This window comes from Croceicoccus sp. Ery5 (assembly GCF_020985325.1).
GTDB lineage: Bacteria > Pseudomonadota > Alphaproteobacteria > Sphingomonadales > Sphingomonadaceae > Croceicoccus.
Genome location: NZ_CP087587.1, coordinates 2,295,788 through 2,309,566 on the forward strand (window position 1 = coordinate 2,295,788; position 13,779 = coordinate 2,309,566).

General features: G+C 64.0%; 17 protein-coding genes. 15 read left to right on the forward strand and 2 right to left on the reverse strand.

What is annotated here, in order from left to right; genetic code table 11:
* Positions 1 to 34: 34 nt before the first annotated feature.
* From LOZ74_RS10835 to LOZ74_RS10895, 13 genes are all read left to right on the forward strand, one after another.
* Positions 35 to 517, forward strand: a complete 483-nt coding sequence (locus tag LOZ74_RS10835; protein WP_230291231.1) for an Hsp20 family protein — start codon at positions 35 to 37, stop codon at positions 515 to 517.
* 167 nt (positions 518 to 684) lie between these two features.
* Positions 685 to 1,995, forward strand: a complete 1,311-nt coding sequence (gene purB, locus LOZ74_RS10840) for an adenylosuccinate lyase (protein ID WP_230291232.1) — start codon at positions 685 to 687, stop codon at positions 1,993 to 1,995.
* 109 nt (positions 1,996 to 2,104) lie between these two features.
* Positions 2,105 to 2,449: a hypothetical protein gene (locus LOZ74_RS10845; protein ID WP_230280862.1), complete on the forward strand. Its 345-nt coding sequence runs from the start codon at positions 2,105 to 2,107 to the stop codon at positions 2,447 to 2,449.
* Complete coding sequence (gene pyrF / locus LOZ74_RS10850) at positions 2,446 to 3,120, forward strand: orotidine-5'-phosphate decarboxylase (RefSeq protein WP_230280861.1); 675 nt, start codon at positions 2,446 to 2,448, stop codon at positions 3,118 to 3,120. Before LOZ74_RS10845 ends, pyrF begins: the two co-directional genes overlap by 4 nt.
* A gap of 161 nt (positions 3,121 to 3,281) precedes the next feature.
* On the forward strand, positions 3,282 to 3,638 hold the full coding sequence (locus tag LOZ74_RS10855) for a hypothetical protein (RefSeq protein ID WP_230291233.1): 357 nt from the start codon (positions 3,282 to 3,284) through the stop codon (positions 3,636 to 3,638).
* A complete protein-coding gene (locus LOZ74_RS10860) occupies positions 3,635 to 4,147 on the forward strand; it encodes a GNAT family N-acetyltransferase (RefSeq protein WP_230291234.1) in 513 nt (170 codons plus the stop codon). The genes LOZ74_RS10855 and LOZ74_RS10860 overlap by 4 nt, the downstream gene beginning before the upstream one ends.
* 16 nt (positions 4,148 to 4,163) lie before the next feature.
* Positions 4,164 to 4,805: a phosphoribosylanthranilate isomerase gene (locus tag LOZ74_RS10865; protein WP_230291235.1), complete on the forward strand. Its 642-nt coding sequence runs from the start codon at positions 4,164 to 4,166 to the stop codon at positions 4,803 to 4,805.
* A gap of 76 nt (positions 4,806 to 4,881) precedes the next feature.
* On the forward strand, positions 4,882 to 6,129 hold the full coding sequence (gene trpB / locus LOZ74_RS10870) for a tryptophan synthase subunit beta (protein ID WP_230291236.1): 1,248 nt from the start codon (positions 4,882 to 4,884) through the stop codon (positions 6,127 to 6,129).
* Positions 6,126 to 6,437: a cupin domain-containing protein gene (locus LOZ74_RS10875; protein ID WP_230291237.1), complete on the forward strand. Its 312-nt coding sequence runs from the start codon at positions 6,126 to 6,128 to the stop codon at positions 6,435 to 6,437. Before trpB ends, LOZ74_RS10875 begins: the two co-directional genes overlap by 4 nt.
* The gene (locus LOZ74_RS10880; RefSeq protein WP_230291238.1) at positions 6,434 to 6,706 is read left to right on the forward strand and encodes a hypothetical protein; all 273 of its coding nucleotides are present in this window, start codon (positions 6,434 to 6,436) and stop codon (positions 6,704 to 6,706) included. Before LOZ74_RS10875 ends, LOZ74_RS10880 begins: the two co-directional genes overlap by 4 nt.
* The gene (gene trpA / locus LOZ74_RS10885) at positions 6,703 to 7,494 is read left to right on the forward strand and encodes a tryptophan synthase subunit alpha (protein WP_230291239.1); all 792 of its coding nucleotides are present in this window, start codon (positions 6,703 to 6,705) and stop codon (positions 7,492 to 7,494) included. Before LOZ74_RS10880 ends, trpA begins: the two co-directional genes overlap by 4 nt.
* Positions 7,491 to 8,342 (forward strand): acetyl-CoA carboxylase, carboxyltransferase subunit beta, encoded by an 852-nt coding sequence (gene accD / locus LOZ74_RS10890; protein WP_230291240.1) that lies wholly within the window; start codon positions 7,491 to 7,493, stop codon positions 8,340 to 8,342. Before trpA ends, accD begins: the two co-directional genes overlap by 4 nt.
* A 22-nt stretch (positions 8,343 to 8,364) precedes the next feature.
* Positions 8,365 to 9,687, forward strand: coding sequence for a folylpolyglutamate synthase/dihydrofolate synthase family protein (locus tag LOZ74_RS10895; RefSeq protein WP_230291241.1), 1,323 nt, complete (start codon positions 8,365 to 8,367; stop codon positions 9,685 to 9,687).
* Here the strand turns inward: LOZ74_RS10895 and LOZ74_RS10900 are convergent.
* Positions 9,684 to 11,423, reverse strand: coding sequence for an MFS transporter (locus LOZ74_RS10900; RefSeq protein WP_230291242.1), 1,740 nt, complete (start codon positions 11,421 to 11,423; stop codon positions 9,684 to 9,686). The two genes, LOZ74_RS10895 and LOZ74_RS10900, sit on opposite strands and share 4 nt — an antisense overlap.
* A 182-nt stretch (positions 11,424 to 11,605) precedes the next feature.
* On the opposite strand from LOZ74_RS10900, the gene LOZ74_RS10905 reads away from it, so the two are divergent.
* Both LOZ74_RS10905 and rsmD read left to right on the forward strand, forming a co-directional pair.
* Positions 11,606 to 12,499, forward strand: a complete 894-nt coding sequence (locus tag LOZ74_RS10905) for a pseudouridine synthase (RefSeq protein ID WP_370638821.1) — start codon at positions 11,606 to 11,608, stop codon at positions 12,497 to 12,499.
* A 20-nt stretch (positions 12,500 to 12,519) separates the two neighbouring features.
* The gene (gene rsmD / locus LOZ74_RS10910) at positions 12,520 to 13,065 is read left to right on the forward strand and encodes a 16S rRNA (guanine(966)-N(2))-methyltransferase RsmD (protein WP_230293875.1); all 546 of its coding nucleotides are present in this window, start codon (positions 12,520 to 12,522) and stop codon (positions 13,063 to 13,065) included.
* A gap of 108 nt (positions 13,066 to 13,173) precedes the next feature.
* Here the strand turns inward: rsmD and LOZ74_RS10915 are convergent, their stop codons facing one another.
* Complete coding sequence (locus LOZ74_RS10915; RefSeq protein WP_230291243.1) at positions 13,174 to 13,737, reverse strand: hypothetical protein; 564 nt, start codon at positions 13,735 to 13,737, stop codon at positions 13,174 to 13,176.
* Positions 13,738 to 13,779 lie beyond the last annotated feature (42 nt).

A 13,779-nucleotide genomic window follows, 5' to 3' on the forward strand; every position in this document is an offset into this window, starting at 1 on the left:
GCCGCTAGATTGCTTCTTACGGAGGATTTGCAAGATGAACCGTTTCGATTTTACCCCCTATCGTCGCACCACCGTCGGTTTCGACCGTTTGTTCGATCTTCTCGAAAACAACGCACGTTCGGGTCAGGGCGATAATTATCCGCCCTTTAACATCGAACGCAGCGGCGAAGATGCCTATCGCATCACGCTGGCCGTTGCCGGCTTCAAGCCCGAGGATATCGACATCACGGCGCAGCAGAACATGCTCACCGTTCAGGGCCGCAAGGCCGAGGACAACGAAGAGCGTGAATATCTGCACGTCGGCATCGCCCAGCGCGGTTTCGAACGCCGTTTCGAACTGGCCGATTTCGTGCTGGTCCGGAACGCACAGCTGGCCGACGGCCTGCTCGTGATCGATCTTGAACGCGAAGTGCCCGAGGCTATGAAGCCCAAGAAGATCGCGATCAATGGCACCAAGAAGCTGAGTGTGATCGAAGGATCCGACAAGGACAGCGACGCAGAGGACAAGGCCGCCTGAGCCCCCTCCTCTTTTAAGTCCGACGGGGCGCGATCCGCACGGGTCGCGCCCTTTTCTGTGGTCAGCGCCTTGCCACGGGCGCGCTTTCTCTTGCCATCGCAGCCTCTCCGGCCTAGCCGCGCCACAACCCGCGCACAGCCGCAATTGCAGACCGGAGCCCTTGACCCATGGTCCCACGTTACGCCCGCCCCGCCATGACCGCCATCTGGGAGCCGGAGGCGAAATACGCCATCTGGTTCGAACTGGAAGCGCATGCGACCGAAAAGCTGGGCGAACTGGGCGTGGTGCCGCCATCCGCGGCCAAGGCGCTGTGGGACTGGTGGGCGACGAACCCCAAGATCGACGTCGAAGCCATCGACGCGATCGAGGCAGTGACCAAGCATGACGTGATCGCCTTCCTGACATGGGTGGCCGAGAACGTGGGCGACGAGGCCCGCTTCATGCATCAGGGCATGACCAGCTCCGACGTGCTGGACACCACGCTGGCCGTTCAGCTCGACCGCGCGGCTGCGATCCTGCTGGAGGATCTCGACAGACTGCTGGCCGCGATCAAGACCCGCGCAGAAGAGCACAAATATACGCCCACCATCGGTCGCAGCCACGGTATCCATGCCGAACCGGTGACGTTTGGCCTGAAGATGGCGGAAGCCTATGCCGAATTCTCGCGCTGCAAGGAGCGTCTGGAATTTGCGCGCAAGGAAATTGCCACTTGCGCGATTTCGGGCGCGGTCGGCACCTTTGCCAACATCGATCCCAGCGTCGAAGCCTATGTGGCAGAGAAAATGGGCCTTACCGTTGAACCGGTTTCGACACAGGTGATCCCGCGCGACCGTCACGCGATGTTTTTCGCCGTGCTGGGCGTCATCGCATCGTCGATCGAACGCCTTTCGGTCGAAGTGCGTCACTTGCAGCGGACCGAAGTGCTGGAGGCAGAGGAATATTTCTCACCCGGCCAGAAAGGTTCGTCGGCCATGCCGCACAAGCGCAATCCCGTGCTGTCAGAAAACCTTACCGGTCTGGCCCGCGTGGTGCGCAGCGCGACCGTTCCGGCGATGGAAAACGTGGCGCTTTGGCACGAACGGGACATTTCGCATTCTTCGGTCGAGCGTTTCATCGGTCCCGACGCGACCATCACTCTGGACTTCACCCTCGCCCGCCTGACCGGCGTGGTCGAAAAGCTGCTCGTCTATCCCGAACGCATGCAGAAGAACCTCGACCGCATGGGCGGGCTCGTCCATTCGCAGCGTGTCCTGCTCGCCCTCACCCAGGCAGGTGTCAGCCGCGAGGATGCCTATCGCCTTGTCCAGCGCAATGCGATGAAAGTCTGGGAAAGCGACGGCGCGCTGTCGCTGCTCGAACTGCTGAAGGCAGATGACGAAGTGACCGCAGCGCTGACCCCGCAGCAGATCGAGGAGAAGTTCGACCTCGACTATCACTTCAAGCATGTCGACACGATCTTTGCGCGGGTGTTCGGCTGATCGCCAGCAGCAGGTCGGCCGACGTCGGGGCGGGCTGGTCAAGCCCCGATTTCGCGCTTAGGGTCAGCTGGCTAAAGGGTCCGCAACGCCGCGCCAGACGGGAGAATTCATGAAGATCTTACGCACCGCCCTGTGGGTCGTCGTTATCGTCGCGCTTGCCCTGTTCACGGCGTTCAACTGGACTTCCGTCGATATCCAGATCTGGGAAAGCCTGGTGCTGGAAACCAAGCTTCCGGTGTTGATCCTCGTTGCCTTCCTGCTCGGCTATGGTCCGATGTGGCTGACCCATCGCACGACCACCTGGCGGCTGAAGCGGCGCATCGCCTCGCTCGAAGCGTCGCAGCGCTCGCTGATTGCCAGCCAGTCGCCCGCTCCCGCGCCAGGTCCCGCTGCCGAACCCGCACCTGTCGCCACGGCTCCGGACACGCTGGGGCCAGAAGGTACCACTCCATGAGCAACCCGGTCTATCTCGCTCTGGACGTGCCGCAGATCGCTGCGGCCAAGGAACTGGTCGGCAAGGTCAAGGGCCATGTCGGCGGCCTGAAGCTCGGCCTCGAATTCTTTTGCGCGCATGGCCACCACGGCGTGCATGAAATCGCGCAGCTTGGGCTGCCCATATTCCTCGATCTCAAGCTGCACGATATTCCCAATACCGTGGCAGGCGCGATGCAGGCGATCCATGTGCTGGAACCCGCCATCGTTACCATCCATGCCGGCGGCGGGCGGGCCATGATGGAAGATGCAAAGGCCGCTGCGGGCGAAAACACCAAGGTCGTTGCGGTTACCATGCTGACCAGCCTTGATCAGAATGACCTGACCGCAACCGGCATCGGCGGCACGCCCCACGATCAGGTGATGCGCCTTGCCGAACTGGCAGAGAAATCGGGCCTCGACGGGATCGTCTGTTCGGGACAGGAAGTGGGCGCGGTCCACAAGCAGTGGAAGCACGGCTATTTCGTCGTTCCCGGCCTGCGCCTTGCGGGACATTCGGTGGGCGACCAGAAACGCGTCGTTACCCCGCGTCAGGCGCGTGACGACGGTGCCAGCGTGCTCGTGATCGGTCGCGAGATTTCAAAGGCCGAGGACCCGCTGGCCGCCGCCCGCAAGATCGAGGCGACGCTCTGATCCTCTTCGCATCCCTTCTCACCGCGGCCAGCATAGCACAGGTCGAACTGCCGCCACCGCCCCTGCCGCCCAAGACGAGCATTCTGGCAGGCCCGCAAGCAGGCTTCCAGCTTCCGGGCTGCTCACGCTCCACCGCGGGGCCGGTCGATGGCGGTTGGGAAGTGGAAGACCGCGACATTGGCGCGATGGAAGCGGAACTGGCGCAAATCCTCCCCTCGCTGGCAGGCCGCGACGGCTATACTGCGGGAACCGAGAACCCCGATCCGTTGACTTATACGGTCAACGATCCGCGCTGGCAGCGCGAGATTTTCGGGATCATTCGCGGCGGCAAGCGGATAGTCTACGCCAATTTCGTGCCTGCGGACATCATGCCCGACCAGCGCCATATGCCCACGGTGGTGTGCGATGGCGGACCTGCATTTTTTGGCGTGGAATTCGACGTGTCGACAGGCCGGATCACCCATATTGCCTTTAACGGCGCCTTGGGCGGTCCCTTCTGGCCCGTCTATGCGCCGTGATTGCGCCGGACAGCCTTAGCCTGCGGCGCGCCGGTCCTGCCGATGCGGCGGCGCTGAAACCTCTGATCGAGGGAGGCTATCGCGGCAATTCCGCGCGGCGGGGCTGGACGCATGAGGCCGATATTCTCGAGGACGAGCGCATTGCCGCGACCGATCTGGCCGTAATGCTGGCCGATCCGGCCATCCATTTCCTGATGGCCGAGCACGAGGCCAACCCCGTCGGCTGCATCGCCGTAACCGACAAGGGCGGCGGGCGCGCCTATTTCGGCATGCTTTGCGTCGATCCGCCCATGCAAAGCAGCGGGCTTGGCTCTCGCCTGATCCTTGCGGCGGAGGAACTGGCTCGCGGTTTCGGCGCGCGTATCATGGAGATATCGGTGATCGAAAACCGCCACGAGCTGATCGCCATGTACGAGCGCAAGGGGTATGCCGACAGCGGCGCGCGCGAGGCATTTCCCACGCCGCAGCCCGCGCCCTTGTTCTTCCGCCTTTTCGAAAAGCGGCTTTGACCCTATCGGCACCGGCATGAGCAGCGCGAAAATCAAGATTTGCGGCATCAGCGACGGCGCGGCGATGGACGCGGTGATCGAAGCGCGCGCCGATTATGCGGGACTGGTGTTCTTCCCCCCCTCGCCCCGTCATGTCGGCAGCGAGCAGGCCTCCCGCCTTGCGGAACGGTCGGGCACCCGCATCGCCCGTGTCGGCCTGTTCGTCGATGCCGACGATGCCGCAATTGCAGAGGCTGTCGCTGCGGGCAGGCTTGATGCGTTGCAATTGCACGGATCGGAAACGCCCGAGCGCGCGGCCCAGTTACGGGGCCGTTTCGGACTGCCGGTGTGGAAGGCCATTGCGGTCGCCAGCGCAGGCGATGTGGACCGGGCGGCCCATTATGCGGGTGCGGCCGATCTGGTGCTGTTCGACGCGAAAACGCCCAAGGGCACGCTGCCCGGCGGCATGGGACTGTCGTTCGACTGGTCGTTGCTGGCCGCCTATCGTGGCGCGCTGCCATGGGGTCTTGCCGGAGGAATCAATCCGGCGAATGTGGCAGAAGCGATCGGCCGGACCCGCGCGCCATTGGTGGATGTATCCTCGGGCGTGGAAAGCGCAGCGGGGGTGAAGGACGCGTCAAAAATCGCAGCCTTTGCCAAGGCCGTGCGGGCTGCCTGAAATCGGGTCCGCCGGTCGGGGCTGAAACAATGCCGTCACGCTGGACAAGCCCCGCCCGCTCTGCCAATCGCACGCCATGACCGACACCATCATCAGCGATCTGCCCAACAGCTTTGCGAACCAGCCTGACGAGCGTGGCCATTTCGGCCAGTTCGGCGGTCGTTACGTGTCCGAAACGCTGATGCCGCTGATCCTTGACCTGGAACGCGAATATCGCGCGGCCAAGGCCGATCCCGCATTTCAGGAACAGTTCGACGATCTGCTGGAACATTATGTCGGACGGCCCAGCCCGCTCTATTACGCGGAACGTCTGACCGAGGAGTTGCGCAAGGACGCGCCGAATGGAAAAGGCGCGCAAATCTGGTTCAAGCGCGACGAGCTGAACCATACCGGCGCGCACAAGATCAATAATTGCATCGGCCAGATCCTGCTGGCGATCCGCATGGGCAAGACGCGCATCATCGCGGAAACCGGCGCGGGCCAGCACGGTGTGGCGACTGCCACTGTCGCAGCGCGTTTTGGCCTGCCCTGCGTCGTCTATATGGGCGCGACCGATGTCGAGCGGCAGCAGCCCAATGTGTTCCGCATGAAGCTGCTGGGCGCCGAAGTCGTGCCGGTCAAGGCAGGCGCCGCCACGCTGAAGGATGCAATGAACGAGGCGCTGCGCGACTGGGTCGCGAACGTCCACGACACCTTCTATATCATCGGCACGGCGGCGGGTCCGCATCCCTATCCCGAACTGGTCCGTGATTTTCAAAGCGTGATCGGGCGCGAGGCGCGCGAACAGATGTTATCGCGCGTGGGCCGCCTGCCCGACGTCTGCGTCGCGGCGATCGGCGGCGGATCGAACGCGATCGGCCTGTTCCACCCCTTCCTCGACGATAAGGATGTCGGCCTTCTGGGCGTGGAAGCGGCCGGTTACGGGCTGGACAAGGAGCATGCCGCGTCATTGGCAGGCGGCGCGCCGGGCATTCTGCATGGCAATAAGACCTATCTGCTGCAGGACGATGACGGGCAAATTATCGAGGGGCACTCGATCAGCGCAGGCCTCGATTATCCCGGCATCGGTCCCGAACACGCATGGCTGCGCGATGTGGGCCGCGTCGAATATACCAGCGCGACGGATAAAGAGGCGCTGGACGCGTTCCAGCTGCTCTGCCGGACCGAGGGCATCATCCCCGCGCTGGAACCCAGCCACGCTATCGCAGCGGTCGTAAAGCGCGCGCGTGAGATGGAGGAGGACCAGATCATCCTGTGCAATCTGTGCGGGCGCGGCGACAAGGACATCTTCACCGTGGCCAAGGCGCTGGGGGTGGAGATTTGAAGCCCTTCCGATCCCGCGATTTCACCGCCGACAGGGCATGGGGCAGCGCGCTGCTGGGCCAGGTTGACGATGTGACCGCGCGACTGCACTGGACCGACCAACCCTATCGCTGGCACCGCAACACCGGCAGCGAAGTGTTCTTCGTCGTCGATGGCACGGTCGACATGCATGTGCGCGAGGATGGACAGGAACAGGTTTATCGGCTTGAGGCCGGTGACAGCATGACTTTCAACGACGGCGACGAACATGTCGCGCACCCGGTCGGGGCCGCGCGCATCCTTGTTGTCGAGCGGCAGGATTCAGAATGACCCGCATTGAAAAGCCCGGCATCGCGAACTGGATTGCGAGGCGCCTTGTGTCGATTGCCGTCGCATTGACAGCTTTGGCGATCGCAGTCCTTTCGGTCTTCCTCATGACCATTGTGCTAGGTTGGACCGGATTGCAGAACTGGACTCATTCTGGTGAACCGCTGAATGGTGCCTACAGGCTGTTCCAGATCGCTGTCGCACTCCCGATTTTCTTTGTCACCCTGCGCGCGCTCGACAAGCGCATTGGGGCAGGAACGAAATACCAATGACCCGCTTTGAAAAAACCTTCGCGCGTACCCAACCCGCGCTCGTCTGTTTCATCACGGCGGGCGATGGCGATACTGCGGCCAATCTTGACGCCTTGGTCGAGGGCGGTGCCGACGTGATCGAACTGGGCATGCCCTTCACCGATCCGATGGCCGATGGTCCGGCGATCCAGCTGGCGAATTTGCGCGCGTTGGGTGCGGGCACCAAAACCGCCGATGTGCTGAAGATCGCCGGTGATTTCCGCAATCGGCATCCCGATATTCCGCTTGTCCTGATGGGCTATGCCAATCCGATGGTGCGGCGCGGGGCGGACTGGTTCGCGCGCGAGGCCAAGGCCGCTGGCGTCGATGGCGTGATCTGCGTCGACATCCCGCCGGAGGAAGACGATTCGCTCGGTACCGCGCTGCGCGCCGAGGGGCTGGCCGCGATCCGACTTGCCACGCCAACCAGCGACGCAAAGCGCTTGCCCGCCATTCTCGATGGTGCGGGCGGCTTCCTCTATTACGTGTCGGTCGCGGGCATCACCGGGCTGCAACAGGCGGCGCAGGCCAGCATCGACGATGCCGTCGCGCGGCTGAAAGCGGCGACCGACCTGCCCGTCTGCGTCGGTTTCGGCGTGCGCACCCCCGAACAGGCAAGCCAGATCGCCCGCGTGGCCGATGGCGTCGTCGTCGGATCGGCACTGGTTGACCTTGTGGCCAAGCACGGCCACGACGCCCCCCGACATATTCAAGAACTGACCGCCGCGCTGGCCGATGCCGTGCACGCGGCGAGGGAGACTGCATCATGAGCTGGCTGAGTGAAGTCCGCAAACGCCTGCCCTTCGCACCCAAGCGCGATACGCCCGACAATCTCTGGCGCAAATGCCCCGGTTGCGGCGAAATGCTGTTTACCAAGGAGTATGAGGATAATCTGTGGGTCTGCCCCCGCTGCGAGCATCATGGCCGCATCGGCGCAGACACGCGCCTCGGGCAGGTGATGGATGCGGGCTATACCGTCCTGCCCGCCCCGCAGGTCAAGGAAGACCCGCTGAAGTTCCGCGACACCAAGAAATACACCGACCGCTTGCGTTCGGCGCGCCATAACGCCCCGCATCCCGATGCGCTGACCACGGCGGAAGGCACGATCGAGGGGCGCAAGGCCATCGTCGGCGTTCAGGACTTCGGTTTCATGGGCGGGTCGATGGGCATGGCCGTGGGCGATGCGTTCGTCGCGGGCGTCGACCGCGCGGTACAGGCGGGCTGCCCCTATGTGATCTTTACCGCAGCGGGCGGCGCGCGCATGCAGGAAGGCATATTGTCGCTGATGCAGATGCCGCGCACCACGGTGGCGATCCGGCGGCTGCATGCGGCAGGCCTGCCCTATATCGTCGTGCTCACCGATCCGACCACGGGCGGCGTTACCGCCAGCTATGCGATGCTGGGCGATGTGCAAATGGCCGAACCCAATGCGCTGATCGGCTTTGCGGGCCAGCGCGTCATTCAGGACACCATCCGCGAGCAATTGCCCGAAGGGTTCCAGCGTTCCGAATATCTGCACGAACACGGCATGCTCGACATGGTCGTCCCGCGCGCCGAAATCCGCGAAACTTTGGCCAAGACCATCGATTATCTGATGACCGCCAAACAGGCGGCCTGAGGGCGGACGAAAAGCCCCGACCATGCGCGATTTCGCCGTGTCCGACGATCCGCGCGTTCAGGCGCAGCTTGACCGGCTTGAGGCATTATCGGTGCCGCAAGGCCGGTTGGGGCTCGATGCGATCCGCGCGCTGCTGGACAGGATCGGCAATCCGCAGAACACGATGCCGCCCGCGTTCCATATCGCGGGCACGAACGGCAAGGGTTCGACCAGCGCCTTCCTGCGCTTTATGCTGGAGGCGGACGGCAAGCGTGTGCACCAGTTCACCAGCCCGCATCTGGTGCGGTACAACGAACGCATCAGGCTGGCGGGCACGCTGATTTCCGACGACGCGCTGGCGACGCTGCTGGCCGAAGTGATCGACGCGGGCGAAGATGTCGGCGCCAGCTTTTTCGAAGTGACGACTGCCGCTGCCTTCCTTGCCTTCAGCAGAACGCCAGCCGATGCCTGTGTGATAGAGGTCGGTCTGGGCGGGCGCTTCGATGCGTCCAACGTGCTGGCCCGTCCCGCCGTCTGCGGGATCGCGACTTTGGGCATGGATCACGAACGCTTCCTGCTGGCCCCCGATGACAGCGCGCCCGCACATCCGATGGCGCGCATCGCATTTGAAAAGGCAGGGATAGCGAAGCAAGGCGTGCCACTGGTGACGCAGGCCTATGGGCTCGAGGCCGGAGACGCGATTGCCGCCATTGCCGCGAGCAAAGGCTGTCCGCTGCATATGCGCGGCGACGACTGGGACGCGGTATCGAATGGTACAATCGACTATCGCGACCGGCACGGGGAACTGGCCCTCCCAATGCCCGCCCTGCCCGGCGTGCATCAGGCCGACAATGCAGCGCTGGCCGTCGCCATGTTGCGCCATCAGGATCGGGTGACCGTCAGCCCCGCCGCCATGGTGCAAGGTATCGAGAACGCCCGCTGGCCTGCGCGGTTGCAATGGCTGTCAGAGGGTCCGCTGACTGCACCGGCCGCGCCTGCGCGCGTGCTCCTGGATGGCGGGCATAATCCCGATGCGGCGCGGGTTCTCGCCGCATATCTGGCCGCTCTCGAGCAAAAACCGCACGCGATCTGCGCGATGCTGGACAATAAGGACGCGCGCGGCTTCCTTACTCCGCTTGCGCCGCATCTCGCATATCTGACGGCCGTGCCGATCCCGGGCCATGCCTGCCACCCGCCGGAATATCTGGCAAAAATTGCGGCCGATCTGGGTCTCGCGTCCGGCACGGCCCTGTCGGTCGAGGATGCCCTGACGCGAGTAACGGGCACCGATACTCCGGTCCTGATTTGCGGCTCGCTCTATCTGGCAGGCCGTGTGCTGCGGGCAAACGGGGAACTGCCCGACTAGACTGCTTCGGGCGCGACCACCCCTGCGCGCTTGCCAAGCCGCGATTGCCGAACCCATTCGATGATGCAGGCGGCGACCGCGATCATGCCCAGCGCCGTGGTCAGGATGAAGACGGGGTAATAGCCCTCCTCATCGATCATCTGCCCCAATGCGCCGCGTCCCAATGTGCCGATCAGAAAGGTAAGCGACGACAGCAGCGCATATTGCACTGCCGAATAACCCTTGGCCGTGATCGAGGAGAGATAGGCCACCAATGCCGCTCCGGCGAGGCCGCCCGCCACGTTCTCTCCCGCGATCGCCATCATCAGCTTGGCCAGACGCAGATCGCCCCCAAGCCATTCGACCAGCGTGGTAAAGCCGGTAAGGTTCGACACCAGCTCCATATAGGAGCCGCCGAGCGCCAGATCGGCATAGAGCAGGTTCGACAGCGCAGCCGTCAGCGCGCCGATGAACAGCACCGCCATGCGGCCGATGAAACTGAACAATGCGCCGCCCAGCATGATGCCGAACATCAGCGCGCCAACGCCGAACCCTTTGGACGCGATTGCCACCTCGTCCTTGGAATACTGCAATTCACCCAGATAGAACGGATAGGCAAAGCTGCCCCACACCGTATCGGTAAAGCGATAGGACAGCACCAGCGTCAGCACGATGATAACCGCCCAGCCCAGCCGACCGACGAATTCGGTCAAAGGCAGGATCAGCGCGCGATAGCCATGGTCGACAAACCCGTCGAATGCGCCCGACTTTGCCGCGTCGCCCGTCAGCACATAGCGCCCCTTGCGCCGCCAGTTCTCCAACACGGCGGCGATGATCACCGGAACGACCACGGTGGCGATCACGATCACGGGCCCCATGCCGGTGATGAATTCGACCGAATCGGGCCGCGCATCGGGATCGGAGCTGAGAGAGCGGAACATGAACACGCCTACGGTGATCAGCGCCCAGCCCCACAGCAGGCCGACGATGGCCAGCGCCCAGCCGCGGATTTTCGGTTGCAACTGCCCCGTCCGGCGCAGGCCCTTCAGCGCCTCGTCATCCGCCGCAATGGTGGCAACGCTCTGCTCCGCCTCGGGCGCGAAGATGGCGGCAAAGGCGATCAGCATCATAAGACCGCCCATGATCGCATAGACCGTGGGCCAGTCGGTACGGTCCGCAATCACCAGTGCCAGCGCCCCGCCCACCAGAACGGCCGTACGCCAGCCCAGCTGATACACGGTAGACAGCATGTCGATGGTCGCTTCCTCGTCCGCGACATCGATGCGCCATGCATCCATCACCACGTCCTGCGTCGCACCCGCGAACGCGCCGATGGCCGCCATCAAAGACAGCACACCGATCGCTCCCGCCGGATCCAGCCGCGACACGAACAGCAATACTCCGCCCAACAGAAATTGCGCGGTGACGATCCATTGCTTGCGATGCCCCAGCCGCTTGATAAGCGGGAGGTTGACCTGATCCAGCACCGGCGACCACAGGAACTTGAAGCTGTAGGCCAGCCCGATCAGAGAGAAGACACCCATCGTCTCCAGATCGATGGATGTGTCGCTCATCCAGGCATAGAGCGTGGAGAGAAGCAGCGTATAGGGCAGCCCCGAGGCAAAACCGAACAGCAGCATATAGGCTGTTTTTCGGTTCTTCAGCGCAGCGGCCAGCGCGCGCCAGCCGGGTTTTTTCCGGGCCGGCGGCGTTTCGGCTTCGGGCGCGGTGTCGCCGGTGACGGGGGTGCTGCTCATCCGCTCTCCTTGCATTGGTGGATCGGTGTAAAACGCTTCGCCGCCGCCACGCAATTGCCGCCCCCGGCTTGTCACCCGACTTGCGCGGGACCCGTCCAGCACGTCACCCGACTTGCGCCAGACTGCGCGATGGCGCATGGCGCGCGGCTGAACGAACCCTTCCTAACGACAGGCGACTGCATGTGACCGGCGACAAACGCCCCCCTTCGCGCAACAACCGGCCCGCACGCGGCAACGCGGGCAGCAAGTCCGGCACCCGCCGCCCCGCCCGCGGCCCCGCAAAGCCGCGTGCGAAAGGACCGACACCGCCCTCCCCCGATTTGCCGAAGCGCGACGGGGACCGGATCGCCAAGCTGCTTGCCCGCGCAGGCATTGCTTCCCGCCGCGAGGTGGAGCGCATGATCGAGGACGGGCGCATCGCGATCGACGGCAAGGTGCTGGACACGCCCGCGACCGTGCTGACCAGCCTGAAAGGCGTGACCGTGGACGGAAAACCGGTCGCCGCGCCCGAACAGGCGCGCCTGTTCCGGTTTCACAAGCCGCAGGGCCTGTTGACGGCGGAGCGCGATCCCGCCGGTCGGCCCACGATCTATACCGCCTTGCGCAATGCCCTGCCGGCAGGCGCGCCGCGGCTGATGCCGGTCGGCAGGCTCGACCTCAATACAGAGGGCTTGCTGCTCCTTACCAACGATGGCGAGTTGAAGCGCGCGCTGGAATTGCCCGCCACGGGCGTGCCCCGCACCTATCGCGCCCGCACCTTCGGCGACATCACCCAGAACGATCTGGAGGGGTTGATGGACGGGATCGAGATCGACGGCATCCACTATGGCCAGATCGATGCGAATATGGAGCGTCGGACGGGCCGCAACCAATGGATCGAGCTGACCCTGACCGAAGGCAAGAACCGCGAGGTTCGCCGCGTACTGGAGCATCTCGGCCTGAAAGTATCGCGCCTGTTGCGCCTGTCCTATGGCCCGTTCGTGCTGGGCGATCTGGCGCGCGGGCAAGCGGCGGAAGTGCCGCAAAAGGATGTCGAACGGCTGCGCAAGGCGCTGAAAACGGACAAGGGCGCGTGAAGCACGGTAAGCCCACGGGCCTGCGCATCATTGCGGGCGATTGGCGCGGTCGGCGTTTGAACGCACCCGAAGGCGATGCGACCCGCCCCACTGCCGACCGCACGCGCGAGGCATTGTTTTCGATGCTGCTCAGCCGCCTCGGCAGTTTCGAAGGGCTGTTCGTGGCCGATCTGTTCGCCGGTTCCGGCGCTTTGGGGCTGGAGGCATTGTCACGCGGAGCGGCGCGCGCCCTGTTTGTCGAACAGGACCCCGCCGCGATCCGCGCCCTGCGCGGCAATATCGCCAGCCTTCAGGCCCAGCCGCGATGCGATGTCCGCGCGGGATCGGTGCTCTCGCTGACGAAGACCGGCGATGCACCCGATCTGGTGCTGATGGACCCGCCCTATGCCACCGGTGCGGGCGCGGTGGCGCTGGACAGGCTCAACCGGATCGGCTGGATCGCGCCGGCCACCTGGATCAGCATCGAAACCGGCCGAGACGAGGATGTTACCGTCAAGGGTTTCGAGGCAGAGACCGTCCGCGATTGCGGCAAGGCACGGCTGCATTTGTTGCGCAAGGCCGATTGATCCGGAACAGGAAAAGGGCGGCCGCACCGATGGCGGACCGCCCTCCTCCCCCTGTGCGTCCCGCGCGCCACCGAATGCCCCCATAGGCTGCACGAAGGACGCAAAAACCTATGGCTGCGGCGGGGCGGCCTGTGCCTTCTGGTGCTGCATCTTTTCCTCAGGCGTCATCTGGCTGGCGGGTTTGCCCGGCCAATAGTCCAACGGGACATTCCCGTAATCCTTGCCCGCCTCGCGCGGGTTGATGCAGCCGTCGGTCATGCCGTCGCTGCAGACGGGATACTCGCCCGCCTTCGCAGGGGGTGCGGCCTGCGACATTTCGTTGCTTTGCATCAGATAGACCGGTTCGACCGTGCCAGCCGTCGAATCGGCGGCGAATTTCGCCTCGATCTCGCTCCACGCTTGCACCTCTTCGGCGGGTTCCATGGCGGCAAGCTGTGCACGCCGTTCGATGGGCAGCGTCCAATAGGCGTCTTGCTGCGTCGGCGTCAGGTCCCAGTAATAGGCCTGATAGCTGGTCGGCCATGTCGCTAATTCGGCCTTTTTCGCATCGGACCAACCGGCATATTCCGACTGCTGTGCTTCGGTCAGCTGGATCGCCGCGGGCTGCGCCTGAATGGCAACCGGTGCCGTGCCCAGCATCAGCGCGGTTCCGGTCAGAATGAGTTTTCGCATGAGGGCTCTCCTTCGTTTGCCACGGCCTCTCGTTAAACGTGG

Coding starts and splice junctions, on each gene's coding strand:
- LOZ74_RS10835 (WP_230291231.1), top strand. CDS start 35: ATGAACCGTTTCGATTTTACCCCCTATCGTCGCACCACCGTCGGTTTC.
- purB (WP_230291232.1), top strand. CDS start 685: ATGGTCCCACGTTACGCCCGCCCCGCCATGACCGCCATCTGGGAGCCG.
- LOZ74_RS10845 (WP_230280862.1), top strand. CDS start 2,105: ATGAAGATCTTACGCACCGCCCTGTGGGTCGTCGTTATCGTCGCGCTT.
- pyrF (WP_230280861.1), top strand. CDS start 2,446: ATGAGCAACCCGGTCTATCTCGCTCTGGACGTGCCGCAGATCGCTGCG.
- LOZ74_RS10865 (WP_230291235.1), top strand. CDS start 4,164: ATGAGCAGCGCGAAAATCAAGATTTGCGGCATCAGCGACGGCGCGGCG.
- trpB (WP_230291236.1), top strand. CDS start 4,882: ATGACCGACACCATCATCAGCGATCTGCCCAACAGCTTTGCGAACCAG.
- LOZ74_RS10880 (WP_230291238.1), top strand. CDS start 6,434: ATGACCCGCATTGAAAAGCCCGGCATCGCGAACTGGATTGCGAGGCGC.
- trpA (WP_230291239.1), top strand. CDS start 6,703: ATGACCCGCTTTGAAAAAACCTTCGCGCGTACCCAACCCGCGCTCGTC.
- accD (WP_230291240.1), top strand. CDS start 7,491: ATGAGCTGGCTGAGTGAAGTCCGCAAACGCCTGCCCTTCGCACCCAAG.
- LOZ74_RS10895 (WP_230291241.1), top strand. CDS start 8,365: ATGCGCGATTTCGCCGTGTCCGACGATCCGCGCGTTCAGGCGCAGCTT.
- LOZ74_RS10900 (WP_230291242.1), bottom strand. CDS start 11,423: ATGAGCAGCACCCCCGTCACCGGCGACACCGCGCCCGAAGCCGAAACG.
- LOZ74_RS10915 (WP_230291243.1), bottom strand. CDS start 13,737: ATGCGAAAACTCATTCTGACCGGAACCGCGCTGATGCTGGGCACGGCA.